Here is a 23,761-nt window from a genome sequence, read left to right as displayed (position 1 = left end):
CCGGCGCGCCTTACCACCATTTCGCGGGCTTGGAAACAAATCCCGCGGCCCGCTCAAGAACATGTGCGGTGTTCAGCAACTCGCCTTCACCCCAGGGCTGGCCGATCAGCTGAAGCCCCAGCGGCAGCCCCTGGGCATCGAGCCCGGCCGGCACCGAGATCCCCGGCAGGCCGGCAAGGTTGACGGTCACGGTGAAGACGTCGTTGAGATACATCGCCACCGGATCGGCATCGGCCATCTCGCCCAGACCGAAGGCCGCCGAGGGCGTCGCGGGGGTCAGGATCGCATCGACCCCTGCGGCGAAGACCTCGTCGAAATCGCGCTTGATCAGCGCGCGGACCTTGCGGGCGCGGTTGTAATAGGCGTCGTAGAAGCCGGCCGACAGCACATAGGTGCCGATCATCACCCGGCGCTGGACCTCCTTGCCGAAGCCCTCGGCGCGGGTCTTCTCGTACATCTCGACGATGCCGTCGCCCTGCCCCAGCCGGGCCCGGCGGCCGTAGCGCACACCGTCATAACGCGCGAGGTTCGACGAAGCCTCGGCCGGTGCGATCACGTAATAGGCGGGCAGCGCGTATTTCGTGTGCGGCAGGCTGATCTCGACGATCTCGGCACCCGCATCCCTCAGCATCTCGGCGCCGTCCGACCACAGCTTCTCGATCTCGGCGGGCATGCCCTCCATGCGGTATTCCTTGGGGATACCAATGGTCTTGCCGCGGATATCGCCGGTCAGCATCGCCTCGAAATCCGGCACCGGAATGTCGGCGCTGGTCGAATCCTTCGGGTCATGGCCCGACATCGCGCCCAGCATGATCGCCGCGTCGCGGACCGTCCTGGTCATCGGCCCGGCCTGATCCAGCGACGAGGCGAAGGCCACGATCCCCCAACGCGAGCAGCGCCCGTAGGTGGGCTTGATGCCGACGATGCCGGTGAAGGCCGCGGGCTGGCGGATCGAGCCGCCGGTATCGGTGCCGGTCGCGGCCATGCACAGATCGGCCGCCACCGCCGAGGCCGACCCGCCCGAGGACCCGCCCGGGGTCAGTTGCCGGTCGTCGACCTTCCAGGGGTTGACCGCATTGCCATAGGTGCTGGTCTCGTTCGACGAGCCCATGGCGAATTCGTCCATGTTGAGCTTGCCCAGCATGACCGCGCCCGCATCCCAGAGGTTCTGGCTGACGGTCGATTCATATTCGGGCCTGAAGCCGTCGAGGATCTTCGAGGCGGCCTGCGAGGCCACGCCCCTGGTGCAGAAGAGATCCTTGATCCCCAGCGGCATGCCGCAAAGCGCGGGCGCATCGCCCGCCGCGATCCGGGCATCGGCGGCCTTGGCCTGTTCCAGCGCGATCTCGGGGGTCTTGTGGACGAAGGCGTTCAGCGCATCCGCACCGTCGATGGCCGAGAGATAGGCCTCTGTCAGCGCCACCGAAGTGGTCTCGCCCTTGCGCAGCGCCTCGCGCGCCTCGGCAATGGTCAGCCTGGTCAGATCGCTCATGGCGTTACTCCACCACCTTGGGAACCGCGAAGAAGCCCTCGCGCGCATCGGGCGCATTCGACAGGATGCGGTCCTGCATCTCGCCATCGGTCACGACATCCGCGCGCCGTTTCAGCCGCATCGGCGTGACCCCGGTCATCGGCTCGATGCCGGTCACGTCGACCTCGTTCAGCTCTTCCATGAAGGTCAGGATGCCCGACAGCTCCTGCGCCAGCGCCGGCAGGTCGTCTTCCTGAACGGCGATCCGGGCGAGGTGCGCCACCCGCCGCGCGGTGTCGATGTCGATGGACATGGGGCCGCCTTTCCGTGCTCTTGAAATCCGTCCCCGCGTTTAGCCCCCTGCCGCGCATGCTGCAAGAGCGCGCCCGGCCGGCGGCAGGGCGATGTCGCGACCGGGTCCCAAAGCGGCGGCACCGGAATGGCGCTTGCACTCGCGCCGGGCCTTTCTCCATAACGCAAGGCGCCGAAACGCGCGTTCACGACATTCAGGCAAGGATCCCGCCCATGGCCTCGACCGATTTCATCCTGACGCTCACCTGCGACGACCAGCCCGGGATCGTCGCCACCGTCGCAAATGCCGTCACCGCACTGGGCGGGAACATCCAAGACAGCGCCCAGTTCCGCGACCCCGAAAGCAATCTCTTCTTCATGCGCGTGGCCTTCCACACCGCCGCGCCCGCCGAGGCCGAGGCCGTCCGCGCCCGGCTCGCCCCCGCGATCAACGGCTATGGCATGGATGCCGAGGTAGTCGATGCCGCGCGCCGGCCGAAGATCATCCTGATGGTGTCGAAATTCGACCATGCGCTGCTGCATATCCTCTACCAGATCCGGGTCGGCTGGATGGAGGCCGAGGTCGCCGCCGTGGTCTCGAACCACGAGGACAGCCGCGCCACCGCCGAGGCAGCGGGCATTCCCTATTACTGCTGGCCGGTGACGAAGGAGACCAAGGCCGAGCAGGAAAAACAAGTGCTCGCCCTGGTCGAGGAGACCGGCGCCGAGCTGGTGGTCCTCGCCCGTTACATGCAGGTGCTCTCGGACAAGCTGAGCCGGGCGCTGGAAGGCCGGGTCATCAACATCCACCACTCCTTCCTGCCCTCCTTCAAGGGCGCCAAGCCCTATCACCAGGCCCATGAGCGCGGCGTCAAGCTGATCGGCGCGACGGCGCATTTCGTGACGGCGGATCTCGACGAGGGGCCGATCATCGAACAGGAAACCGAGCGGGTGAACCATGCGCTCTCGGCCGAGGATTACGTGGCCGTGGGCCGCGACATTGAAAGCCGGGTCCTGGCCCGCGCCGTGCGGCTGCATCTGCAACGCCGGGTACTATTGAACGGGCACAAGACCGTGGTCTTCATGCCCGGCTGACCCGGGCAAGGCCGCCCCCTGCCCCCGTCCGGCTCAGTCCGGCCGGGGGAATTTCGGCCCCTATCGGGCGGCTGGAGAAGCGCCCCGCGCAGGCATCAGAGCGCTCCATTCCGAGTCGCTCTCTTAGCGCTGCCCCGCCCCGAGCGCTCCGCGAGAGATGACGAAATGGGCGAAAATCGCGCCGTGACGGCGTTATATCAGCAGCCTGCCAATATCGTTCCTTTCAATTGCCGGCCGCAACGCGGTCCGTTCAATTAAAATTTTCAAACATTTCCGTGGGTCTTCTGCGTCATTCGGGAATACCGGACTTGCGGTATCCGACCATGCCTTCATTTTAAATGAAAACAACCAAAGACCACCAAGGCGGCACTTAATCTTCTCAGACCCTATCTTCCGGGAAATTGCCGCATTTTAATTAGACCCAAACCCATTTCATTATTTATGCAGTCTCGCAATGGAGGAACGTCCGGACATGGATGTGGTCGAACAGATCAGGGGCTGCCGGATTCCCCTTGCGATCATAGCGATCGAGGCCGACGTTCCCGAAGCCGAGATCGCCGCCGCCCTCAAAGGGTCGCAGGCCCTGCGCTTTCTGCAGGAAAGCCGGATCGCGCGCTATCTCGAAGGACAAGACCAACGGGCCTTGGCCTGCCCGCCCTGGCCCGGCCACAAAACCCGCCACAGCCCCTGACCGGGGGCAGAATCGGCCGGGGCCGATGTCCCGTCACGACGGAACCGGCTCGGCCGGACACTCCAAGTCAGATCGAGGACCGGCGCCCGGCTTCATGTCGACGATAGACCTCGATCATCCATCCCAGCATCGCGGCATTCAGCAGATGCCAGAGGAAATGCGTGCCAAGCGGCAAGGCCGCGCAGAGCGGCTGGTCCAGCATACGGAACGCAAGCGATATCGCCAGCAACCCGACGCCGATCCCAAGCCCCGCAGCGACCTGCGGCAGGCGCCGGGCGAGCGCCAGGGCATAGATGAGGATCAGCAACGCCACCGGCGCGTAGCCGGCCGAGCTCCCGAGCCAGTCGAGGCGCGCGAAAAGCGAACCGGCGATGACGGCATAGGGAATGAACAGCGCCGTCAGACCCAGCGACGGCCAGAGCCCCAGCCCCCAATAGGCGCGGTTGGCGACGAAGATATAGAGCAGGATGAAACCGAGAATCGGCCCCACATCCGCCACCGACGCCCATTCCGTCGCCAGGGTGTGAAAGAGAAAGCTGCCGATGCCGATGAGCCCCAGAACGGCGGCAAGCGCCCGTCCCAGCGGCAGCCCGCCGGTTCGCCGCCACATGATCACCGCCGCCAGCAGAAAGGCGGCGTTGGTCGCGGCGTTGACCGGCTCGGACCAGAAGGCCGGATCGGTGCGTTCGCAATAGGCGTCGATCTGTCGCGTCCAGTCCATGGGAATGCCCGTCCCGCTCTGTTAGCCTTGTGGCAGATCTTGGGGCAGGCGGGCGGTGCGGCAAGGCCCGCAGCAGAAGGGAGACCGACATGAAGATCGTCTGGCTGGGGCATTCCGGGTTCCGGATCGAAATCGAGGATCAGGTTCTGCTGATCGACCCGTGGCTGGCGGGCAACCCGCTCTTCCCCGAGGAACGGCGGGCCGAGGCGATCGGCGACGCCACCCATGTGCTCGTCACTCACGGGCATTTCGACCATGCCGCCGACACCATCGCCATCGCCCGCGAATTGTCGATACCGACAGTCGGCATTTTCGACCTGATGAGCTGGTGGGAAAGCCGGGAGGGAATCTCGGTGATCGGGTTCAACAAGGGCGGGACCGTCCGGCTTGGCAATGTCTCGGTCACGATGGTCAACGCCACCCATTCCTCCTCGATCCAGGGGCCGGACGGACCGGTCTATGGCGGAACCGAATCGGGATACATGATCGCGGGCGAAGGCCATGTGATCTATGTCAGCGGCGATACCGACGTGATGGCCGACATGGAAATCTTCAACGACCTGCATGCGCCCGATATCGGGCTGCTCTGCGCGGGCGGGCATTTCACCATGGACATGAAGCGTGCGGCCTACGCGGCGCGGACCTTCTTCAACTTCAAGACGGTGATCCCCTGCCATTACCGGACCTTCCCGCTGCTCGAACAATCGGCGGAAGCGTTGAAACAGGACCTGCCCGGCGTCCGGGTGATCGAACCCGAGGTGCTGGTCCCGATCGAGATCTGAACCACCCGCACCGGCCCGGGCCCGAGGCCCGATTTTTCGACGAAAAATCGCGCGCGGCCCGCCAGCCCGTTCAGCGTCGCCCGGCGAAGAAGGCCCGCAGCAACGCCTCGGCCTCGGAGGCGCCGATACCGTCGTAGATCTCGGGAACGTGATGGCTCTGCGGGTGCCGGAACACCTGCGCGCCATGCGCGACGCCGCCCGATTTCGGATCCGCCGCCCCGTAATAGAGCCGCGCGATCCTCGCCTGTCCGATCGCCGAGGCGCACATCGCACAGGGTTCGAGCGTGACATAGAGATCAAAGCCCGGCAGACGCTCGGACCCGGCGGCCGAACAGGCCGCGCGCAGCGCCAGGATCTCGGCATGAGCGGTCGGATCGCTCAGCTCGCGGGTCCGGTTGCCCGCCGCAGCCACCACCCGGCCATCGGCCGCGACCACCACCGCGCCGACCGGCACCTCGTCGCGGTCGGCGGCAGCGCGGGCCTCGGCCAGGGCCTGGTCCATATGACTGCGAAACGGGCTCATCGCATCCTCTCTTGCCGTGCCGTCGTGCCCTGCGCAAGCCGCTTCCCCCGCCCCGCGATCCGGCGTAAACCCGGTCCCATGGACAAGACCGGACAAGAGGGCGAGCGGATCGCCAAGGTACTGGCACGGGCGGGCATCGCCTCGCGCCGCGAGGCCGAGCGGCTGATCGAGGCCGGGCGGGTGACGGTGAACGGCCGCCGCATCGCGAGCCCCGCGCTCAATGTCGGCCCCGCCGACCGGATCGCCGTCGACGGCGCCGCCGTCGCGGCTCCCGACCGGCCGCGGCTCTGGCTCTATCACAAGCCCGCCGGGCTGGTGACCACTGCCAGGGACGAAAAGGGCCGCGAGACCGTCTTCGACAAGCTGCCCGAGGACATGCCCCGGGTGATGCCGGTCGGCCGCCTCGACCTCAATTCCGAGGGCCTGCTTCTGCTGACCAATGACGGCGCGATCAAGCGGCGGCTCGAACTGCCCTCCACGGGATGGCTCAGAAAATACCGGGTGCGGGTCAAGGGCACGCCCGAAGACGCGACGCTGGCGCCGCTGCGCACGGGGCTCGTCATCGCCGGAGAGACCTTCCGGCCGATGGAGGTCACGCTCGACCGCCAGCAGGGCGCCAATGCCTGGCTGACCGTCGGCCTGCGCGAGGGTCGGAACCGCGAGATCCGCCGGACCATGGAGGCGGTCGGGCTGGTCGTGAACCGGCTGATCCGGATCAGCTACGGCCCGTTCCAGCTGGGCGACCTGAAGCCGGGCGAGGTCGAGGAATTGCGCGGCCGGGTGCTGCGCGACCAGCTCGGGCTTGCCGCCCCCGAGGGCGAAGCCACCGCAAAGCCGAAACCGACCCGCCGCAAGCTCCGCAACCGGCCCGCCGAGGCACCCGAGCCCCGGCCCGCCCGGAAACCGCCCCGCGGGCCCGGCCCGGGCCCCGCATCGCCCCCACGCGGAGCGCGACGCGGCAAGGCCCCGCCCGGTTGAAACGCAAAACCGGCCGACACTTGCTTTTAACGACGCCGTCGCATCCCATGTATAGGCGTGGATCGCGAGGATTGAGGAGATCATGTCGGGCACCGGGTTGCAGAAATTGTCGTTCTTCCTGCTGATCGCGCTGGTTGTTTACGTCGCCTTCATGGGGGGCGCCTGATGGCGCATCGGTTCGGCGGCCGCTACAGCCCCGGCAGGCCCGCACCCGCAGAGCCCGCGCCGCCGCGCCACCCGTTCCAGGGGCGGCGTCCGGCCCGGGCGGCGGGGCGCGCCAATGCGATGTTCTTGGCACCGCTGCCGCTTGTGCCGCGGGCCTTCTTCTCGGACCCGGCCGGACTGGCGCTGTCGCTGAGCGCCTTCGGCCTTCTGATGCTTGCCGCCTGGCTGACCCGCGAAGGGCTGCGCGCCGAGGATGCCTGGGCCGCGCGCAAGATCGCCCGCCGCCCGGCGGTGCCGCGCAAGATCCTCGGCTCGGTCCTGACCGGGGCCGGGCTTTTCCTGGCCGGGATCGGCGGCGAGGGCGCCGCTCCGGTGATCTTCGGCGCGCTCGGCCTCGTGCTGCACAGCCTGGCCTTCGGGATCGACCCGCTTTCCGACAAGGGCATGGAGGGCATCGACAGCTTCCAGAATTCCCGCGTCGCCCGGGCCGTGGAGGAAGCCGAGAAGCATCTCGCAACGATGTCAGAGGCGATCCGGCATACCGGCGAGCGCAGTCTCGTTGACCGGGTCGAGCGGTTTCAGGCCACCGTGCGCGAGATGCTGCGCACGGTCGAGGAAGATCCCCGCGACCTGACCGCCGCGCGCCGCTATCTGGTGGTCTATCTGATGGGGGCGCGCGACGCGACGGTCAAGTTCGCCGATCTCTATCCGCGCAGCCGCGATGCCTCGGCCCGGAAGGACTACGAGACGCTTCTGGCCGATCTCGAAACCCATTTCGCCGCCCGGACCCGGGCGCTGATGCAGGACGACCGGACCGATCTCGACGTGGAAATCGAAGTTCTGCGCGACAGATTGCACCGTGAAGGCATCGCCCCGGTGCCCGTCACGCCCAAAACGGGAGAAACCGCATGACCTCGGACAGCAGTCGCCACATGGCGGCGCAGGATATCGCCGAAGTTGAAAAAGTGACAGCCACGGCCTTGCCCGAACCGGCGCAGGATCTGGTGGCGCTCGACCGCGCCGACCCGCCGGTGGCCGACGCGATCCGTTCTCGCATGGCCGAGCTCGACATGAGCGACAGCAATTCGATCATCGGCTTCGGCTCGGCCGCGCAATCCGAGCTGCAGACCATCAGTCAGGCGATGCTGGCCGATGTGCGCAACAAGGATGTCGGACCCGCGGGCGACTCGCTGCGCGAGATCGTGACCACGATCCGCGGCTTCTCGGTGTCCGAACTCGACGTGCGCCGCGAGGCGAGCTGGTGGGAAAAGCTGATGGGCCGCACCGCGCCCTTCGCCAAATTCGTCGCGAGATTCGAAATGGTTCAGGGCCAGATCGACTCGATCACCGACCGGCTTCTGACGCATGAGCACAGGCTTCTGAAAGACATCAAGTCGCTGGACAAGCTCTATGAGAAGACGCTCGACTTCTATGACGAACTCGCGCTTTACATCGCCGCCGGCGAACAGAAGCTGACCCAGCTCGACACCCGGGACATTCCCGCCAAGGAGGCCGAAATCGCCGCCGCGCCCGAGGCCGATCAGGTGATCCGGGCGCAGGAGCTGCGCGACCTGCGCGCCGCGCGCGACGATCTGGAACGCCGGGTGCACGACCTCAGGCTGACGCGGCAGGTGACGATGCAGTCGCTGCCCTCGATCCGGCTGGTGCAGGAAAACGACAAGTCGCTGGTCAGCAAGATCAACTCGACGCTGGTCAATACCGTGCCGCTCTGGGAAACCCAGCTGGCGCAGGCGGTCACCATCCAGCGCTCGAAGGAGGCGGCCGAGGCGGTCCGCGGGGCCAACGACCTGACCAACGAGCTGCTGACCGCCAATGCCGCCAATCTGCGCCAGGCCAACAAGACAGTGCGCGAGGAGATGGAGCGCGGCGCGTTCGACATCGAGGCGGTGAAGAAGGCCAATGCCGATCTGGTCGCGACCATCCAGGAAAGCCTGACCATCGCCGACGAGGGCAAGGCCCGGCGCGCGCAGGCCGAGGAGGAACTCGACAAGATGGAGGCCGAGCTGCGCGACACGCTGGCCTCTGCCAAGTCGCGGGCGCCGGGCGCCGGCGCCGCAACGGGGGTCTGAGCGCATCGTGACGCCCAAGCTGCGCCGTCTCTTTCAGTCGGGGGTCCTGCTCGGGGTGCTGGCCGGGTGCCAGCTCGCGCCCGCGCCGCCCGAGACCCGGCCAGTCGCCCGCCCCGACGGGGCCGAAACCCGGCCGCGCTCGGCCGACAGCGAGATCATCGCCCGGCATTACGCCCGGGTTCAGAACGACCTTCTGGCGCGCGGGCTCCTGCGCACCGATGGCGGCGAGGCCGACGTGCCCTTCACCCGCCACGCGCTGGTCGAGGATTTCATCCGGGTCGCGCTGTTCGACGAATACGTCACCCGGGACGGGCATCTGGTCGCGCGCGAGACCCAAAGCCGCCTGCGCCGTTGGGAACAGCCGGTGCGCTTCGGCCTTGTCTTCGGCGACACCATCCCGCCCGGACAGCGCGCCGTCGACCGGGCCGAAATAGCGGAATATGTGGGCCGGCTGTCCCGGCTGACCGGGCTGTCGATGCGGATCACCGCCCCCGAACAGGCCAATTTCCAGATCTTCGTCGTCAACGAGGACGAACGCCGCCGCATCGGCCCCGAGCTGCACCGCCTGATCCCCGGCATCGACATCGCCGCCGAAAGCACCATCGCGGTGATGCCCCGCTCGACCTTCTGCCTGGTGCTGGCCTTCTCGGAGGGCGATGCCAGCACCTATTCCAGCGCGGTCGCGGTCATCCGGGGCGAGCATCCCGACCGGTTGCGCCAGTCCTGCATCCATGAGGAGCTGGCCCAGGGGCTGGGCCTGGCCAATGACAGTCCCGCCGCGCGCCCCTCGATCTTCAACGATGACGAGGAATTCGCGCTGCTGACCCCGCATGACGAATTGCTGCTGAAGATCCTCTACGACCGCCGCCTCCGGCCCGGCATGCGCCCGGCCGAGGCCCGGCCCATCGTCGAGGACATCGTGGCCGAGCTGATGGCGGGCGAGAGTTGAACTTCGGTTCGCTCCTCAGCCGGGCTTGTTGCACAAAGCGGTAAGGAGGATTCATTGCGCGCATCCCGTGCTTTAGATCGATGCCATGCCGAAGCCCTCTCCCACCCGCTATCGCACGACGAACTGGTCCGACTACAACGCCGCGCTCCGCCAGCGGGGGGCGCTCTCGGTTTGGTTCGATCCCGACACTGTCTGGCACGCCGGAAAGACCGGCAAGCGGGGGCGGCCCGAGACGTTCTCGGATGCCGCGATCCAAACCTGCCTGACGCTGAAGGTCCTGTTCGGCCTTCCACTGCGGCAGACGGTCGGGCTGGTCGAGAGCCTGATCCGGATGGCTGGGCTCGACTGGCCGGTGCCGGACTATTCGACGCTGTGCCGACGCCAGGCGCGGATCGGCGTGCAGATACGCTATCGCCGCTCAGGCATGCCCTTGCCCCTCCTTGTCGACAGCACCGGTATCAAGTTCCGTGGCGATGGCGATGGCGAATGGCTGGCCCGCAAGCATGGTCCGTCGCGTCGCAGGCAATGGCGCAAGGTCCACATCGCAATGGACACGGAGACCGGCGACATACGCTCGGTCGAGTTCACCTCGCGCCGCCAGGGCGACAGTCCCCTGCTGCCCGACCTGCTGTCGCACATTCCCGAGGATGAAGAGAGTGCCACCGTCACCGCGGACGGCGCATACGACAGGCGGCGATGCCACACTGCCATCATCGCGCGCGGCGCGGATGCCGTCATACCCATCCCCCGGAACGGCCGCGCCTGGAAAGAAGACTGCCCCGCAGCATTGGGGCGCAACGAGATCCTGCGCGCCACGCGGCACCTCGGCAGGGCGCTCTGGAAGAAGTGGGCTGGCTACCATGTCCGAAGTCGGGGCGAGGCCCAGATGAACCGTCTGAAGCTCTTCGGTGAGCGGATCATGTCACGAGAACCCGACCGCCAGACCACCGAAATCCAGATCCGCATCATTCGCCATTGTCGCTCGGACCAATGGCGCGACATGGCTCATTCATGAATCGCTTCTCGGCCCTCGGCAGGGCCGAGATCGACGCTATCGCCTGACGGGCCATGGGAAAGGGGACAGTCAGCACGAACGCTGATTTGCGCAACAACGCCTCCTCAGCCCCGAAACATTCGAATTCTTTGCGCGCTACCTGCTGGCAGGCTACGTCGTGATATTCGTGCGCTCCGCCTTCGTCATGGGGCTGAGACCGAAGCCGGCCGAGCTCCTGATCGAGGCGATCATCCTCAGCCTCATCGTCCAGTTCATCGTCTACGTTCTGGCGGCGGTCTATGGGTCTGTCGTCGTCGCAAGCGCTTCCGGACATGACCTGCCGAAATGGATCACCGCTCCTCCGGACATGCTGAAACTTGTTGCCATCGTGATTGTGGTTCCGACGGGTCTCGGCTGGACATTGGGCCGGTTTCTCAAGTCTGACTGGCGCAACGGTCTGCTACGTCGCCTGTCGCTGCCGGTCATCCACCCCGTACAGCGCGCTCATGATTTCGCGTTCGGAGACAATCGCGCGCCGGGCCTGGTCGAGGTGACCTTCAATGACGGCACCAAGATCGGCGGCTGGTTCGGGGAAAAATCGCTTGCAGCTAGCGACGATGGCCGCAGTGACCTATATCTGGAAAGAGCGTACATCATCGACACGAGCGGCACATGGCGCGAGCCAAGCCACAGCAGAGCGATCCTTATCAATCTGAGAGACGTAAGATCGATAGAGTTTCTCATGGAGGCAAAGGCAGAAGATGGACCAGAAGGCGAAAATGATCGTTAACGGCTATCAGGCGAAGCCAAGAGAGCGCTCTGCCGGCAGCGAACGTGGCTATCAAGCCGGAGGGGGCCAGAACACGAAGCCCCCGACAAGTTCCCAATTGCCCCGAAACGCCGAATCCACGGTCCGGTTGCCACAAGCCAAATAACACGACATGGGCATTTTCGACTTTCTTTCCGGCGAGTTCATCGATGTCATCCATTGGGTCGAGGACCGCCGCGATACCATGGTCTGGCGGTTCGAGCGCGAGGGCCATGCCATCAAGTATGGCGCCAAGCTGACCGTGCGCGAGGGTCAGGCGGCGGTCTTCGTGCATGAGGGCCAGCTGGCCGATGTCTTCCGGCCCGGACTCTACATGCTGGAAACCAACAACATGCCGGTGCTGACGACGCTTCAGCACTGGGATCACGGCTTCCGCTCGCCCTTCCTCTCGGATGTCTATTTCGTCGACACCACGCGCTTCACCGATCTCAAATGGGGCACCAAGAACCCGGTGATGCTGCGCGATCCCGAATTCGGACCGACCCGGATCCGCGCCTTCGGCAGCTACGCGATCCGCGTCACCGACCCCGCCCGCTTCATGGTCGAGATCGTCGGCACCGATGGCGAATTCACCATGGACGAGATCGGCTTCCAGATCCGCAACATCATCGTGCAGGAATTCTCGCGGGTGATCGCGGGCTCCGGCATCCCGGTGCTCGACATGGCCGCCAATACCGCCGATCTGGGCGCGCTGATCGCCGCCGAAGTGTCGAAGACGCTCGATGCCTACGGCCTGACCATGCCCGAATTCTACATCGAGAACATCAGCCTGCCACCCGAGGTCGAGAAGGCGCTCGACCGGCGCACCTCGATGGGCATCGCGGGCGATCTGGACCGCTATACCCGCTATTCCGCGGCCGAGGCCATGGCATCTGCCGCCACGTCCCCGGCGGGCGGCGGCATGGCCGCCGGGCTTGGCGCGGGGCTGGGCATGGCGATGGGCAGCGGCATGGCCGGGGCGACGGGGCCCTGGGGCGCGCGCCCCGAACCCGCGGCGGCCCCGGTTCCTCCGCCCCCGCCTCCGCCGGCCGAACATGTCTGGCACATCGCCGAGAACGGCCAGACCTCGGGTCCGTTCTCGATGGCCCGGCTGGGCCGGATGGCGGCCGAGGGCAGTTTCCGGCGCGACAGCTATGTCTGGACCCAGGGCCAGGACGGCTGGAAGCGGGCCGAGGATGTGATCGAGCTTGCCCGGCTTTTCACCGTCGCCCCGCCCCCGCCTCCGCCGGGGGTGTAGCCCGCCGATGACTGCCTCCGATCACCGCTTTCCCTGCGACCAATGCGGGGCCGATCTGCGTTACTCGCCCGATGCGGGCCAGCTGGTCTGCGACCATTGCGGCCATCGCGAGCCCGTCGAGGACGACGCCCGCCGGACCGAAACCCTGGTCGAGCTCGACTATCAGGCCACGCTGGACGCGATGCTGCCCGAGAGCGAGATCGAGGAGATCCGCCAGACCAGATGCACGAATTGCGGCGCCGAATTCGAGATGGACGAGGCCACCCATGCCGCCGAATGCCCGTTCTGCGCCACGCCCGTCGTCACCGGAACCGGGCTCAGGCGGCGGATCAAGCCCAGAGGCGTGCTGCCCTTCGCGCTGTCCGAGGCCGAGGCGCACAAGGCCATGACCGACTGGCTGGGCCGGCTCTGGTTCGCGCCGAACGGCCTGAAGGACTATGCCCGCAAGGGCCGCCGGATGGAGGGGATCTACGTTCCCTACTGGACCTTCGACGCCGACACGACCACGAACTACCGCGGTCAGCGCGGCACGGTCTATTACGAAACCCGCCGGGTGACGCGCAACGGCAAGACCGAGACGGTGCGGGTGCAGCGGACCAGCTGGCGCTCGGTCTCGGGCCGGGTCGCACGGGTCTTCGACGACGTGCTGGTGCTGGCCTCGAAGAGCCTGCCCAAGCGCTACACCTATGCGCTCGAACCCTGGGACCTGTCGCTGCTGCAGCCCTATCAGCCGCAGTTCCTCGCGGGGTTCCGCTCCGAGGGCTATACCATCGATCTCGAGGACGGCCTGATCGAGGCGCGCAAGATCATGGAGCAGGTGATCCGCCGCGATGCCAAGTTCGATATCGGCGGCGACCGCCAGCGCGTCGACTGGCTCGAGACCCGGATCTCGACGCTGACCTTCAAGCATGTGCTGCTGCCGGTCTGGCTGGCGGCCTATCGCTATCGCGGCAAGACCTACCGCTTTGTCGTCAACGGCCGCAACGGCCGGGTGCAGGGCGAACGGCCCTGGTCGGCCTGGAAGATCGCCTTCGCGGTGGGGCTTGTGCTGGCGGTGGTCGGCGGGCTGGCGGCGGGCATCGGCTATCTCTCGGCGCTCCAGCAATGAGCCCATGCCCCCTTGCAGGGCATGTCCCGGCCGCCGGGCTCTGCGCCAGAACCGGACGGATGAGGCCCAGATGATCCTCTGCGCGGGCGAGGCCCTGATCGACATGCTGCCCCGGACCAGCACCGAGGGCGAACCGGCTTTCGTCCCCCATCCGGGCGGGGCGGTCTTCAACACCGCCATCGCGCTGGGACGGCTGGGCGTGCCCACCGGCTTTCTCGCAGGCCTGTCGACCGATCTCTTCGGCACCAGCCTGGCCGAGGCGCTGGCCGCCTCCGGCGTCGAGACCGGGCTTTGCCCGCGTCCGGCCCGACCGACCACGCTGGCCTTCGTCACCCTTGTCGAGGGCCAGGCGCGCTATGCCTTCCATGACGAGGCGACCGCCGGGCGGATGCTGACCCCGGCCGACCTGCCCGCGCTACCCGCATCGGTGGGCGCGCTGTTCTGCGGCGGCATCTCGCTGATGGCCGAACCCTGCGGCAGCGCCTATGAGACGCTGTTCCTGCGCGAGGCCGGACGCCGGGTCACGATGCTCGACCCGAATATCCGGCCCGGCTTCATCGCCGACGAACCCGCCTATCGCGCCCGGATCGCGCGGATGATCGCGGCGGCCGACATCGTCAAGGTCTCGGACGAGGATCTGCACTGGCTCGAAGGGCCGGGCGAGCCCTGCGATCTGGCGCGCGGGTTGCTGGGCCAGGGCCCGCGGCTGGTGCTGCTGACCCGGGGCGCCGCGGGGGCCCATGCGCTGAGCCACACGGCCGAGCACTTCATGCCCGCGCCCGCCGTCCAGGTCGTCGACACGGTCGGCGCGGGCGACAGCTTCGATGCGGGCATTCTGGCCGGTCTGGCAAAAGCGGGGGCCCTCGATCGCGCGGCCCTCGCCGAGGGGCTGCCGGACAGCGTGATAGAGGCCGCGCTGTCTCTTGCGATCCGCGCCGCCGCCCTCACCGTCTCGCGCGCGGGCGCCACCCCACCCTGGATGGAGGAACTGACATGAGAGCGCTTGTCCAGCGTGTAAGCGAAGCCGCCGTCCGGGTCGACGGCACCGCCATCGGCGAGATCGGGCCCGGGCTTCTGGTGCTTGTCTGCGCCATGACGGGCGACACCGAGGCCGAGGCCGACAAGCTGGCCCGCCGCATCGCCCGGATGCGGATCTTCCGCGACGAGGCCGGCAAGATGAACCGCGCGCTGCTCGATACCGGCGGCGCGGCGCTGGTGGTCAGCCAGTTCACCCTGGCCGCCGATACCACCAGCGGCAACCGCCCCGGCTTTTCCCGCGCCGCCGCGCCCGATCTCGGCGAGAGGCTGTATCTGCGCTTCGCCGAGGCGCTGGCCGCCGAGGGCATCGAGGTCGCGACCGGCCGGTTCGGCGCCGACATGAAGGTTGCGCTTGTGAATGACGGGCCGGTCACGATCTGGATCGAGACATGATCGCCCCAGCCTGCGTCCCGCCCTCCTGAGCCAATGGGCCTGCCCGCCCCCTTCGCAGACTGGTTCGCCACCCGTGGCTGGCAGATGCACCCGCATCAGAGCGCGATGCTGGACCGCGCCGAAACGCCCGCACTGCTGCTGGTCGCGCCCACCGGCGGCGGCAAGACACTTGCAGGATTCCTGCCTACTCTGGTCGATCTGGCGGAGAATCCGCGCGATGGCTTGCACAGTCTCTACATCTCGCCGCTCAAGGCCCTCACCGCTGACATAAGGCGCAATCTCGGCCGCCCGATCGAGGAGATGGCGCTGCCGATCCGGGTCGAGGACCGGACCGGAGACACCCCGCAGTCGCGCCGTCGCCGCCAGCGCGCCGATCCGCCCCATATCCTGCTCACAACGCCCGAAAGCCTCGCGCTGCTGCTCAGCTATGAGGATGCGCCGCGCATCTTCGCCGGGCTCCGCCGGGTCATCGTCGACGAGATCCACGCGCTGGCCGACTCGAAACGGGGCGATCAGATGACCCTCGCGCTGGCCCGGCTGGAACGGCTCTGCCCCGGGCTTCGGCGCGTCGGGCTTTCGGCCACGGTCGAGGACCCGCCCGCGCTTGGCCGGTTTCTGGCCCCCGCGGGCACGCCCTGCGAGATCCTGACCGCCGATCCGGGCCCGCCGCCCGATATCGCCATGCTCGAGACCGGCACACCGCCGCCCTGGGCCGGTGGCGGCGCGCGCCATGCCATCCCGGCCGTGCTCGGGCAGATCGCAGAACACCGCACCACGCTGATCTTCCACAATACCCGCGCACAGGCCGAGCTGTTCTTCCGCGATCTCTGGTTTGCCAATGAGGCGAACCTGCCGATCGCGATCCATCACGGCAGCCTGTCGCGCGAGGCCCGGCTCAAGGTCGAGGCCGCGATGGCCGAGGGCCGGTTGCGCGCCGTCGTCTGCACCGGATCGCTCGATCTGGGGATCGACTGGGGCGATGTCGATCTGGTGATCCAGGTCGGCGCGCCGAAGAACGTCAAGCGCCTGGTGCAACGGATCGGCCGCGCCAATCACCGCTATTCCGCGCCCTCCAAGGCCCTGCTCGTGCCCGCGAACCGGTTCGAGGTGGTCGAATGCCTCGCCGCGCTCGAGGCGGTGCGCGCCCGCGATCTCGACGGAGCGCCGCGCGGCCCCGGCGCCCGCGACGTGCTGTGTCAGCACATCCTGGCCTGCGCCGCCGCCGGTCCCTTCGAGGCCGATGCGCTGTTCGACGAGATCCGCTTGGCCGGACCCTATGCCGGTCTCACCCGCTCTGGCTTCGATGCCTGTCTCGATTTCGCCGCGACCGGCGGCTATGCGCTCCGGGCCTATGACCGCTGGCAGCGGCTGAAACAGGCCCCCGACGGACGTTGGGCACTACGCGATCCGCGCACGGCCCGCCGCATCCGGATGAATCTCGGCACCATCGTCGAGGAGGAACGGCTGAAGGTGCGCCTGAAGCCCGCCCGCCGCGGCGCACCGCTCGGCGAGATCGAAGAGGCCTTTGCGGCCACGCTGACTCAAGGCGACAGCTTTCTGATCGGCGGCCAGGTGGTCCGCTTCGAGGGGCTGCGCGAGATGGTCGTCGAAGTCAGCCCAAGCCCGGGCCGCATGCCCAAAATTGCGGTCTTCGCGGGCACCAAATTCGCCACCTCGACCCGGCTCTGCGGCCGGATCCTCGAGTTGCTGAACGTGCCTGACTGGCCCGGCCTGCCCGCTCATACCGCCGACTGGCTGAAGCTGCAGCGCAGGCTCTCGCGCCTGCCCGACCCCGACCGTCTGCTGGTCGAGACCTTCGCCTTCGAGGGCCGCCATCACCTCTGCGTCTACGGCTTTGCCGGACGGAATGCACAGCAGACCCTGGGCCTCTTGCTGACCCAGAGGATGGAGGCAGCCGGGCTCGCGCCGCTGGGCTTCGTGGCCGCCGATCATGCCACGCTGATCTGGGGACTCGACGAGGTCGAGACCCCTTCAGCCTTGCTCGATTCGAACAGTCTTCATAGCGCTTTCGCGGAGTGGCTGGCCGGAAACGCCGTCATGAAACGCAGTTTTCGAACATCGGCCGTGATTGCGGGGCTGATCGAGCGCAATCTGCCAGGCCAGCGCAAGACCGGGCGCCAGGCGACATTTTCGTCGGATATCCTCTATGACACGCTCCTTCGCCACGACCCCGGCCATCTGCTTCTGGACATCACCCGCGAGGAAGCGATGCGCGGTCTCGTCGATTTCGGCCGGATCGAGGAAATGCTGGCCCGGGTACACGGCCGGATCGACCATATGCGCCTCGACCGGGTCTCTCCTCTGGCCGCACCGCTGTTGCTCGAGGCCGGGCGGGTGCCGGTTCAGGGCGCGGCCGAACAGCGCCTTCTGGACGCCGCAGCGGCGCGGATGATGGCCGAGGCCGGCCTTGCCTGAGATCTTGCATTACGGCGGCAGATCGGTTCGACACATCGCCATGACCGGACATGATTTCACCCTGGCCGGGGCCCGGCTTACCGCCCGCGCTTCGGGCGCGCTCTGGTGGCAGGACGAATCTCTGCTGGTCGTGGCCGATCTGCATCTTGGAAAGGCCGGGCGGATGGCACGACAGGGCGGGGCCTTGCTACCCCCCTATGATAGCGACGAGACGCTGGCACGGCTGTCCGCCGAGATCGACATTCTGGCGCCCCGTTGCGTGATCTGCCTCGGCGACAGCTTCGATGACGACGAGGCGTCGCGCGCGTTGCCAGCCTCCGCCGTGCGGCGGCTGTCGGCGCTGATGGCCGGACGCCGCTGGATCTGGATCGCGGGCAATCACGATCCCGCCCCGGTCGCCCCTGGCGGCAGCGCCCTGGCCGAAACCCGGATCGGGCCACTACACTTCCGGCATATCGCCATTCCGGGGGAAAAGAACGAAATTTCAGGCCATTATCACCCGAAATCCCGGATTAGCCTGGGCGGGCGACGACTGGCCCGGCCCTGCTTTCTTATCGACGCCGCGCGGGCGATCCTTCCCGCCTTCGGCGCCTATACCGGCGGGCTTACCGCAAGCGATCCGACACTCGACAGGCTCATGGGGCCAGAGGCCTTGGCCGTCCTGACCGGACAGAAGGCCCTGGCTTTTCCGATGCGCAGCTGAGCGCGGCGTGCCTCAGACGGTCAGCCCCTCGGGCTCGGGCAGATCATTGGCGCGGCAGCAGGCGGTGACGGTATTGGCCAAGAGGCAGGCGATGGTCATCGGCCCGACCCCGCCCGGCACCGGCGTGATCGCGCCCGCGACCTCGGCGGCACCGGCGAAATCGACATCGCCGACCAGCCGGGTCTTGCCCTCCCCCTTCTCGGGCGCCGGGATACGATTGATGCCGACGTCGATCACCGTGGCGCCGGGCTTGACCCAGTCGCCAGGGATCATCTGCGGACGGCCCACGGCGGCCACAAGGATATCGGCACTGCGGCAGAGCCCGGCCAGGTCGCGGGTGCGCGAATGGGCGACCGTGACGGTGCAGCTTTCCTTCAGCAGCAATTGCGCCATCGGCTTGCCGACGATGTTCGAGCGCCCGACCACGACGGCGTTCAGCCCCGACAGACTGCCCAGCGTATCGCGCAGCATCAGCAGGCATCCCAGAGGCGTGCAGGGCACCATCGACTTCTGCCCGGTGGCCAGCAGTCCGACATTCGAAATGTGAAAGCCGTCGACATCTTTTTCAGGCGCGATGGCGTTGATGACCTTGGCCTCGTCGATATGGTCGGGCACGGGCAGCTGAACCAAAATGCCATGCACGGCCGGGTCGGCATTCAGACGCGCGATCAGCGCCAGAAGGTCGGCCTCGGAGGTTTCGGCGGCGAGGCGATGTTCGAAAGAGGCCATTCCGACCTCTTTCGTCTGCTGCCCCTTGTTGCGCACATAGACTTGGCTGGCGGGGTCCTCGCCGACCAGGACCACGGCGAGACCCGGGGTCAGGCCGTGCTCGGCCTGAAGCCGCGCGACATGGGCCGCGACCTTCTCGCGGATGCTGGCGGCAAAGACCTTGCCGTCGATCAAGGTTGCGTTCATCGCGGCTCCTCCCCGGCCCCAAGGGCCATTTCCTCGCGCCCGATCGACCATTCGATGAGGTCGCGCCAAAGCATCTCGGCCAGGCCCGGATCGAGCCCCTCGGCCGAGGCCCGGGTCCGGACATTGGCCACCACCTCCTCGACGCGGTCGTCGATCCGGGCGGGCAGGCCGAGACCCGACTTGAGCTGGGCGGCGCGGTCGATATAGCGCGCCCTCTCGGCCAGAAGCGCAACCAGACGCGCGTCAAGCGCGTCGATCTGGATGCGGAGTTCGTCCATGCTGCGGCACTGGTCAGGAGCGATCATCGGGCCTCTCGCGTTCCGGGATCCGTCCATGGCGTGTTAGCCTGCCCGCCTGGGGGGTTCAATCCGTCTGCGGCTCAGAACAGCCCTTCGATCTGGCCCTCGGCATTCAGGCCGATGGTCTCGGCCGCCGGATGGCGCGGCAGGCCCGGCATGGTCATGATCCGGCCGCAGATCGCCACCACGAAACCCGCCCCCGCCGCCAGGCGCACCTCGCGGATCGGAACATCGAAGCCCTCGGGCGCGCCGATCCGTTCGGGATCCGCGGTGAAGGAATACTGGGTCTTGGCCATGCAGACCGGCAGATGACCATAGCCCGCCTCTTCCCAGGCGGTCAGCTGGTCGCGGATCTTCTGGTCGGCCACGACATGATCGGCCCGGTAGATCCGGCGCGCGATGGTCTCGATCTTGTGGAAAAGCCCCATCTCGTCGGGATAGAGCGGCGCAAAGCTGTGATGGTCGCTCTCGGCCAGCGCCACGACCTTCTCGGCCAGAGACTCGATGCCGGCGCCGCCCTCGGCCCAATGCCGGCACAGCACCGCCTCGGTCCCCTGCCCGCGCACGTAATCCTGCACGGCGGCGATCTCGGCCTCGGTATCGCCCGCGAAATGGTTGATGGCGACGATGGCGGGCACCCCGAAGGAACGCATGTTCTCGATATGGCGACCGAGATTGGCACAGCCCGCCTTGACCGCGGCCACATCCTCGGCCTTCAGATCGTCCCTGGCGACACCACCATTCATCTTCAGCGCCTTGACGGTGGCCACGACCACCACCGCCGAAGGCGCAAGCCCGGCCTTGCGGCATTTGATGTTCATGAACTTCTCGGCGCCGAGATCGGCCCCGAAGCCGGCCTCGGTGACGACGTAATCGGCCAGCCGCAGCGCCGTGCGCGTGGCGATGACGGAATTGCAGCCATGGGCGATATTGGCGAAGGGCCCGCCATGGACGAAGGCGGGGGTATGTTCCAGCGTCTGCACCAGGTTGGGCTGCATCGCCTCGCGCAAGAGCGCCGTCATCGCACCATCGGCCTTCAGGTCGCGGGCATGGACCGGCGCCTTGTCGCGGGTATAGCCGATGATGATGTCGCCAAGCCGCCGCTGCAGATCGGCCAGATCGGTGGCCAGGCAGAGGATTGCCATCACCTCGGAGGCCACGGTGATGTCGAAGCCGGTCTCGCGCGGGTAACCGTTCGAGGCCCCGCCGAGCGAGCAGACGATGTCGCGCAACGCCCGGTCGTTCATGTCCATCACCCGCCGCCAGGTCACGCGGCGCTGGTCGATATCCAGCTCGTTGCCCCAGTAGATGTGGTTGTCGATCATCGCGGCCAGCAGGTTATGGGCCGAGGTGATGGCATGGAAATCGCCGGTGAAATGGAGGTTCATGTCCTCCATCGGCACGATCTGGGCATAACCGCCGCCGGCCGCACCGCCCTTCATCCCGAAACAGGGCCCGAGCGAGGCCTCGCGGATACAGATCGCGGTGTTGTGGCCCAGACGGCTGAGGCCGTCTCCCAGCCCCACTGTCGTCGTCGTCTTGCCCTCGCCCGCTGGCGTAGGATTGATCGCGGTCACAAGGATCAGGCGGCCTTCGGGACGCCCCTCGAGACCGGCGATGAACCCGGCCCCGACCTTGGCCTTGTCACGCCCATAGGGCAGCAGCGCCTCGGCCGGAATGCCGAGCCTGGCGCCGATCTCCTCGATCGGACGCTTGTCGGCCGCGCGGGCGATTTCGATATCCGTCTTCGGCGCCATGCCGACCCTCCCTCGGTTCCCGTTTTGCCCAGAGATAGCCGCTTGCCGGGGCGAGGGCCAGCGCCTCCGAACTCGGTGTGGACAGTTGAAACCGACGCGGGAGGACCTCGGGCAGCCCCTGCCGAGGCGCCCCGGAGGGCGTCCTTCCGAAGACCACAAGACAGCACGCGACCGGGCCGCAGAAGGGGAGACAGCGAGAGCGTGGGGTGCAGCGGAACAGCCTTATACCGGACTGTCTTTCCGGGCAGCCGCAGCAATGTGAAAGGAAGCAGGCCAGGGGCTCGCGCATCGGCCCATGCGCAGACCGCCCCGCCTGAAAAAGAAAACCCCGGAACCTGCGCGGTTCCGGGGCTTCAGTTCTGCAAAGAGCGCTGGCTCAGGCCATCGGTTCCGGCTCGAAGCCGGATTTGGGCCTCGGCTTGGTCTTCGGAATGGCCGTGACCGAGGGCGTGTCGCCACCGGCACTGGGCGGGTCGTCATCGCCCCGGCTCAGCGCCTCGCCGGCGATGACCTTGGCGATCTCGCTGCCGGTCAGGGTCTCGTATTCCAGAAGCCCCTGGGCCAGCCGTTCCAGATCCTCGCGCTTGTCGGTCAGGATCTGCGTCGCGGTCCGGTAGCCCTCGTCGACCAGAGCCTTGACCTTGTCGTCGATGATCTTCTGGGTCGCGGTCGAGTGCTTGGGCCCGCTGTTATAGGACCCGAGGTAGCTGTCCTGTTCATTGGCATAGTCGACATAGCCCAGCTCTTCGTCGAAGCCGAACTGGGTCACCATCGCGCGGGCGATCCGGGTCGCCTGCTGGATGTCCGAGGAGGCGCCCGAGGTCACGTTCTCCTTGCCGAAGATCAGCTCTTCGGCCACGCGCCCGCCCATCGCCATGGCGATCTTGGACTTGTACTTGGTGTAGCTGACCGACAGCTGGTCGCGTTCGGGCAGGCTGAGCACCAGACCCAGCGCACGACCGCGCGGGATGATGGTCGCCTTGTGGATCGGGTCATGCTGCGGGACGTTCAGCCCGACGATGGCATGGCCGCCCTCGTGATAGGCGGTCAGCTTCTTCTCGTCCTCGGTCATGACCATGGACCGCCGCTCGGCGCCCATCATGACCTTGTCCTTGGCGTTCTCGAAATCCTCCATCGTGACGAAGCGCCGACCGACGCGCGCGGCCATCAGCGCCGCTTCGTTGACGAGGTTCGCGAGATCCGCACCCGAGAAGCCGGGCGTGCCGCGGGCGATGATGCGCAGATCCACATCGGGGCCAAGCGGCACCTTGCGGGCATGGACGCCGAGGATCTTCTCGCGGCCCTTGATGTCGGGGTTCGGCACCTGCACCTGGCGGTCGAACCGGCCGGGACGCAACAGCGCGGGGTCCAGCACGTCGGGGCGGTTGGTGGCCGCGACGATGATGATGCCCTCATTGGCCTCGAAGCCGTCCATCTCGACCAGAAGCTGGTTCAGCGTCTGTTCGCGCTCGTCATTGCCGCCGCCATAGCCGACGCCACGCGACCGGCCGACAGCGTCGATCTCGTCGATGAAGACGATGCAGGGGGCGTTCTTCTTGGCCTGCTCGAACATGTCGCGGACACGGCTCGCGCCGACGCCGACGAACATCTCGACGAAGTCGGAGCCCGAGATGGTGAAGAAGGGCACCCCGGCCTCGCCCGCGATGGCGCGGGCCAGAAGCGTCTTGCCGGTGCCGGGCGGGCCGACCAGCAGCGCGCCTTTCGGGATCTTGCCGCCGAGACGCGAGAATTTCTGCGGGTTGCGCAGGAATTCGACGATCTCTTCCAGCTCGTCCTTGGCCTCGTCGATGCCGGCCACGTCGTCGAAGGTGACGCGGCCATGCTTTTCGGTCAAGAGCTTGGCCTTGGACTTGCCGAAGCCCATGGCGCCGCCGCGTCCGCCGCCCTGCATCCGGTTCATCAGGAAGATCCAGATCCCGATCAGGATGATGAAGGGCAGAAGCGTGCCGATATAGGCCAGAAGCCCGTTCTGTTCCTGCGGTTCGGCGGTGACATCGACATTCTTGGCGAGCAGCTGCTCGGTCACGTCGGTGCCGCGCGGAACGATCGCGGTGACGGTGGTGCCATCGGTTTCCCGGATCAACGCACGCTCGCCGTCCAGCTTGACGCTGGAGACCTCGCCGGCCTCGACGTTGCGGAGGAACTCGGAATAGCTGATGGTTTGCGAGGACGTCGTCCCCTGCCCGCCGCTGAACAGATTGAAAAGCGCCAGGATCAGCAGAAACAGGACGACCCAGAAGGCGATTTGTCGCGCGTTGCCCAAGGCGTACTCCTT

General features: G+C 67.1%; 21 protein-coding genes and 2 pseudogenes. 15 read left to right on the top strand and 8 right to left on the bottom strand.

Translation table 11 applies throughout. The features are described 5' to 3' along the window. Window positions 1–10: 10 nt before the first annotated feature. Both gatA and gatC read right to left on the bottom strand, forming a co-directional pair. A complete protein-coding gene (gatA, locus tag A6W98_RS07690) occupies window positions 11–1,492 on the bottom strand; it encodes an Asp-tRNA(Asn)/Glu-tRNA(Gln) amidotransferase subunit GatA (protein ID WP_042459889.1) in 1,482 nt (493 codons plus the stop codon). Window positions 1,493–1,496: 4 nt separating this feature from the next. After that, the gene (gene gatC, locus A6W98_RS07685) at window positions 1,497–1,784 is read right to left on the bottom strand and encodes an Asp-tRNA(Asn)/Glu-tRNA(Gln) amidotransferase subunit GatC (protein ID WP_042459887.1); all 288 of its coding nucleotides are present in this window, start codon (window positions 1,782–1,784) and stop codon (window positions 1,497–1,499) included. A gap of 212 nt (window positions 1,785–1,996) precedes the next feature. Here gatC and purU point away from each other — a divergent pair, with 212 nt between their 5' ends. Together purU and A6W98_RS07675 are read left to right on the top strand one after the other, a co-directional pair. After that, window positions 1,997–2,857, top strand: a complete 861-nt coding sequence (gene purU, locus A6W98_RS07680) for a formyltetrahydrofolate deformylase (RefSeq protein ID WP_042459885.1) — start codon at window positions 1,997–1,999, stop codon at window positions 2,855–2,857. Window positions 2,858–3,311: 454 nt separating this feature from the next. Continuing rightward, complete coding sequence (locus A6W98_RS07675) at window positions 3,312–3,548, top strand: hypothetical protein (RefSeq protein WP_155734751.1); 237 nt, start codon at window positions 3,312–3,314, stop codon at window positions 3,546–3,548. A gap of 67 nt (window positions 3,549–3,615) precedes the next feature. Here the strand turns inward: A6W98_RS07675 and A6W98_RS07670 are convergent, their stop codons facing one another. Continuing rightward, window positions 3,616–4,269 carry a hypothetical protein gene (locus A6W98_RS07670; protein ID WP_042459879.1) on the bottom strand — a complete coding sequence of 218 codons (654 nt, stop codon included), beginning with the start codon at window positions 4,267–4,269 and terminating at the stop codon, window positions 3,616–3,618. Between the two features lie 89 nt (window positions 4,270–4,358). Between A6W98_RS07670 and A6W98_RS07665 the strand changes: the two genes are divergently transcribed. Then, on the top strand, window positions 4,359–5,051 hold the full coding sequence (locus tag A6W98_RS07665) for a metal-dependent hydrolase (protein ID WP_042459876.1): 693 nt from the start codon (window positions 4,359–4,361) through the stop codon (window positions 5,049–5,051). Between the two features lie 70 nt (window positions 5,052–5,121). Here A6W98_RS07665 and A6W98_RS07660 read toward each other — a convergent pair whose 3' ends face one another. Continuing rightward, entirely contained in the window at window positions 5,122–5,574 is a 453-nt protein-coding gene (locus tag A6W98_RS07660; RefSeq protein ID WP_045291854.1) for a nucleoside deaminase, read from the bottom strand. 78 nt (window positions 5,575–5,652) lie between these two features. Here A6W98_RS07660 and A6W98_RS07655 point away from each other — a divergent pair, with 78 nt between their 5' ends. The 12 genes and pseudogenes from A6W98_RS07655 to pdeM all read left to right on the top strand — a co-directional run bounded on the left by A6W98_RS07655 (window position 5,653) and on the right by pdeM (window position 18,494). Continuing rightward, window positions 5,653–6,552, top strand: a complete 900-nt coding sequence (locus tag A6W98_RS07655) for a pseudouridine synthase (protein ID WP_042459870.1) — start codon at window positions 5,653–5,655, stop codon at window positions 6,550–6,552. A 165-nt stretch (window positions 6,553–6,717) separates the two neighbouring features. Beyond that, window positions 6,718–7,629, top strand: coding sequence for a 5-bromo-4-chloroindolyl phosphate hydrolysis family protein (locus A6W98_RS07650; RefSeq protein WP_042459867.1), 912 nt, complete (start codon window positions 6,718–6,720; stop codon window positions 7,627–7,629). Then, window positions 7,626–8,807: a toxic anion resistance protein gene (locus A6W98_RS07645; protein ID WP_042459865.1), complete on the top strand. Its 1,182-nt coding sequence runs from the start codon at window positions 7,626–7,628 to the stop codon at window positions 8,805–8,807. Before A6W98_RS07650 ends, A6W98_RS07645 begins: the two co-directional genes overlap by 4 nt. 7 nt (window positions 8,808–8,814) lie before the next feature. After that, the gene (locus tag A6W98_RS07640; RefSeq protein ID WP_081251843.1) at window positions 8,815–9,756 is read left to right on the top strand and encodes a DUF2927 domain-containing protein; all 942 of its coding nucleotides are present in this window, start codon (window positions 8,815–8,817) and stop codon (window positions 9,754–9,756) included. 85 nt (window positions 9,757–9,841) lie between these two features. Then, window positions 9,842–10,818, top strand: a pseudogene (locus A6W98_RS07635) (IS5 family transposase). A 68-nt stretch (window positions 10,819–10,886) separates the two neighbouring features. After that, window positions 10,887–11,540 (top strand): annotated as a pseudogene (locus A6W98_RS07630) (DUF6338 family protein); the annotation flags it as partial. A gap of 151 nt (window positions 11,541–11,691) precedes the next feature. Continuing rightward, window positions 11,692–12,816 (top strand): SPFH domain-containing protein, encoded by a 1,125-nt coding sequence (locus A6W98_RS07625; RefSeq protein ID WP_042459855.1) that lies wholly within the window; start codon window positions 11,692–11,694, stop codon window positions 12,814–12,816. Between the two features lie 7 nt (window positions 12,817–12,823). Beyond that, window positions 12,824–13,924 carry a TFIIB-type zinc finger domain-containing protein gene (locus tag A6W98_RS07620; RefSeq protein ID WP_042459852.1) on the top strand — a complete coding sequence of 367 codons (1,101 nt, stop codon included), beginning with the start codon at window positions 12,824–12,826 and terminating at the stop codon, window positions 13,922–13,924. 70 nt (window positions 13,925–13,994) lie between these two features. Then, a complete protein-coding gene (locus A6W98_RS07615) occupies window positions 13,995–14,921 on the top strand; it encodes a carbohydrate kinase family protein (RefSeq protein WP_042459849.1) in 927 nt (308 codons plus the stop codon). Beyond that, window positions 14,918–15,355 (top strand): D-aminoacyl-tRNA deacylase, encoded by a 438-nt coding sequence (gene dtd, locus A6W98_RS07610; RefSeq protein WP_042459846.1) that lies wholly within the window; start codon window positions 14,918–14,920, stop codon window positions 15,353–15,355. The genes A6W98_RS07615 and dtd overlap by 4 nt, the downstream gene beginning before the upstream one ends. A 33-nt stretch (window positions 15,356–15,388) precedes the next feature. Next, on the top strand, window positions 15,389–17,791 hold the full coding sequence (locus tag A6W98_RS07605; protein ID WP_042459843.1) for a ligase-associated DNA damage response DEXH box helicase: 2,403 nt from the start codon (window positions 15,389–15,391) through the stop codon (window positions 17,789–17,791). 40 nt (window positions 17,792–17,831) lie between these two features. Beyond that, window positions 17,832–18,494 (top strand): ligase-associated DNA damage response endonuclease PdeM, encoded by a 663-nt coding sequence (gene pdeM / locus A6W98_RS07600; RefSeq protein ID WP_042459840.1) that lies wholly within the window; start codon window positions 17,832–17,834, stop codon window positions 18,492–18,494. 12 nt (window positions 18,495–18,506) lie between these two features. On the opposite strand, the gene folD is transcribed toward pdeM, so the two are convergent. From folD to ftsH, 4 genes are all read right to left on the bottom strand, one after another. Further along, on the bottom strand, window positions 18,507–19,409 hold the full coding sequence (folD, locus tag A6W98_RS07595) for a bifunctional methylenetetrahydrofolate dehydrogenase/methenyltetrahydrofolate cyclohydrolase FolD (protein WP_042459837.1): 903 nt from the start codon (window positions 19,407–19,409) through the stop codon (window positions 18,507–18,509). Then, window positions 19,406–19,714: a chorismate mutase gene (locus A6W98_RS07590; RefSeq protein ID WP_042459835.1), complete on the bottom strand. Its 309-nt coding sequence runs from the start codon at window positions 19,712–19,714 to the stop codon at window positions 19,406–19,408. Before A6W98_RS07590 ends, folD begins: the two co-directional genes overlap by 4 nt. A gap of 74 nt (window positions 19,715–19,788) precedes the next feature. Further along, complete coding sequence (locus A6W98_RS07585; RefSeq protein ID WP_042459832.1) at window positions 19,789–21,465, bottom strand: formate--tetrahydrofolate ligase; 1,677 nt, start codon at window positions 21,463–21,465, stop codon at window positions 19,789–19,791. Between the two features lie 376 nt (window positions 21,466–21,841). Continuing rightward, window positions 21,842–23,749, bottom strand: a complete 1,908-nt coding sequence (ftsH, locus tag A6W98_RS07580; RefSeq protein WP_042459828.1) for an ATP-dependent zinc metalloprotease FtsH — start codon at window positions 23,747–23,749, stop codon at window positions 21,842–21,844. Between the last annotated feature and the right edge of the window lie 12 nt (window positions 23,750–23,761).

The sequence above is a fragment of the Rhodovulum sulfidophilum DSM 1374 genome (genome assembly GCF_001633165.1).
GTDB lineage: Bacteria > Pseudomonadota > Alphaproteobacteria > Rhodobacterales > Rhodobacteraceae > Rhodovulum > Rhodovulum sulfidophilum.
The sequence above is the reverse complement of the archived record's forward strand: the minus strand, read 5'-3'. Positions and strand labels throughout refer to the sequence as shown.